Origin of the sequence: Bradyrhizobium sp. 23 (assembly GCF_023073295.1) — a bacterium.
Taxonomy (GTDB): domain Bacteria; phylum Pseudomonadota; class Alphaproteobacteria; order Rhizobiales; family Xanthobacteraceae; genus Bradyrhizobium; species Bradyrhizobium canariense_D.
The window spans coordinates 421231-422274 of record NZ_JADPJF010000148.1 but is presented as its reverse complement, the minus strand read 5'-3'; the positions used below and the strand labels follow the sequence as shown (position 1 = coordinate 422274).

Annotated in this window: 1 protein-coding gene and 1 pseudogene; one reads left to right on the top strand and one right to left on the bottom strand. The window is 67.7% G+C overall.

Features of this window, described 5'->3' with window-relative positions:
- The coding region (locus IVB32_RS35310) for a LysR family transcriptional regulator substrate-binding protein (RefSeq protein ID WP_247412877.1) at nucleotides 1-680 on the top strand (680 nt) is incomplete at its 5' end.
- On the opposite strand, the pseudogene IVB32_RS35305 reads toward IVB32_RS35310, so the two are convergent.
- Nucleotides 677-1044 (bottom strand): annotated as a pseudogene (locus IVB32_RS35305) (hypothetical protein); the annotation flags it as partial. The gene IVB32_RS35310 and the pseudogene IVB32_RS35305 sit on opposite strands and share 4 nt — an antisense overlap.

Genomic DNA, 1044 nt, shown 5'->3' with positions numbered 1-1044 from the left:
CGGCCGAGCAGTTTCACACGCTCGCCCGCCGCATCATCGACGAGACCGACGCGGCGCGCAGCCTGTTCAGGAGACCGAGCACCAAAACCAATGTGACGCTCGGCCTGATGCGCACGCTCGACGTGCCCCGGACGATCGCACTGCTCAAGCCGCTGACGGCGCGCGCCGACATCGCACTCCGCCTCGTCGGCAGCGACGAGCGCGCCGACGCGCGGATCATCTCCAAGAGCGTGCTGCGCGCTGACGAACATTTCGTGGCGCTGTGGAGTGAGCGCTATGTCGCAGCGCTGCCGCCGTCGCATCCGCTGGCCCTGAAGGAGAAGCTTCGCACCGCCGATCTCGCCGGCGTCCCCTTGATCGACCGCTGCCATTGCGAGCAAAGCGAGTTCTTCCGCCGCAACCCGCAGGCCCGACAGACCGCGGCGATCGCGCAATCAGAGGATTGGGCCATGGCGCTGGTCGCAGCCGGCGTTGGCATCGCCATCGTCCCGGAAGGCGTAGCGCGCGGCAATCCGGATGTCGCGGTGCGCGAGATCGAGGTCAAGGTCAAGCGCGAGGTCGGGCTCGCCTATCGCGCATCCGTGCCGCTACCGGATGCGCTGAAGGATCTTGTCAGCAAGCTCCGGAAGCAGCGGCGCAAGCCCGCGGGGCAACGATCGCGCGCCCGCGGAAAATCCTAACCCTTCGAGACGACCGCACGGCCGTAGGGCGGCTGGGCCGCGACCGGCGGGTTGGCGGTCTGGGCGGCGAGTTCGCCGATCAGGCGGTCGGCATCGGCGGCCATGCCGTCGGGCGCCTGGATCACCAGCCGCTCCAGACCCCAGCGATAGGACGACACGCGCTGCTCGAGGCACTGCTGCACCCACTGGATGATCAGCGAATTCTCCTGCATGCGCTCGACCGCGTCCTCCTTCTCCTTCGGCGAGAGGGAGGAGACGCGCGCCATGCTGGCATTGCGCTTCTTGTCGAGGTCGATGACGCGGATCGCGGAGGCGAAGAACGGCTCGAAGCGGGTGATGTCGTTGCGCACGTCTTCCATCAACT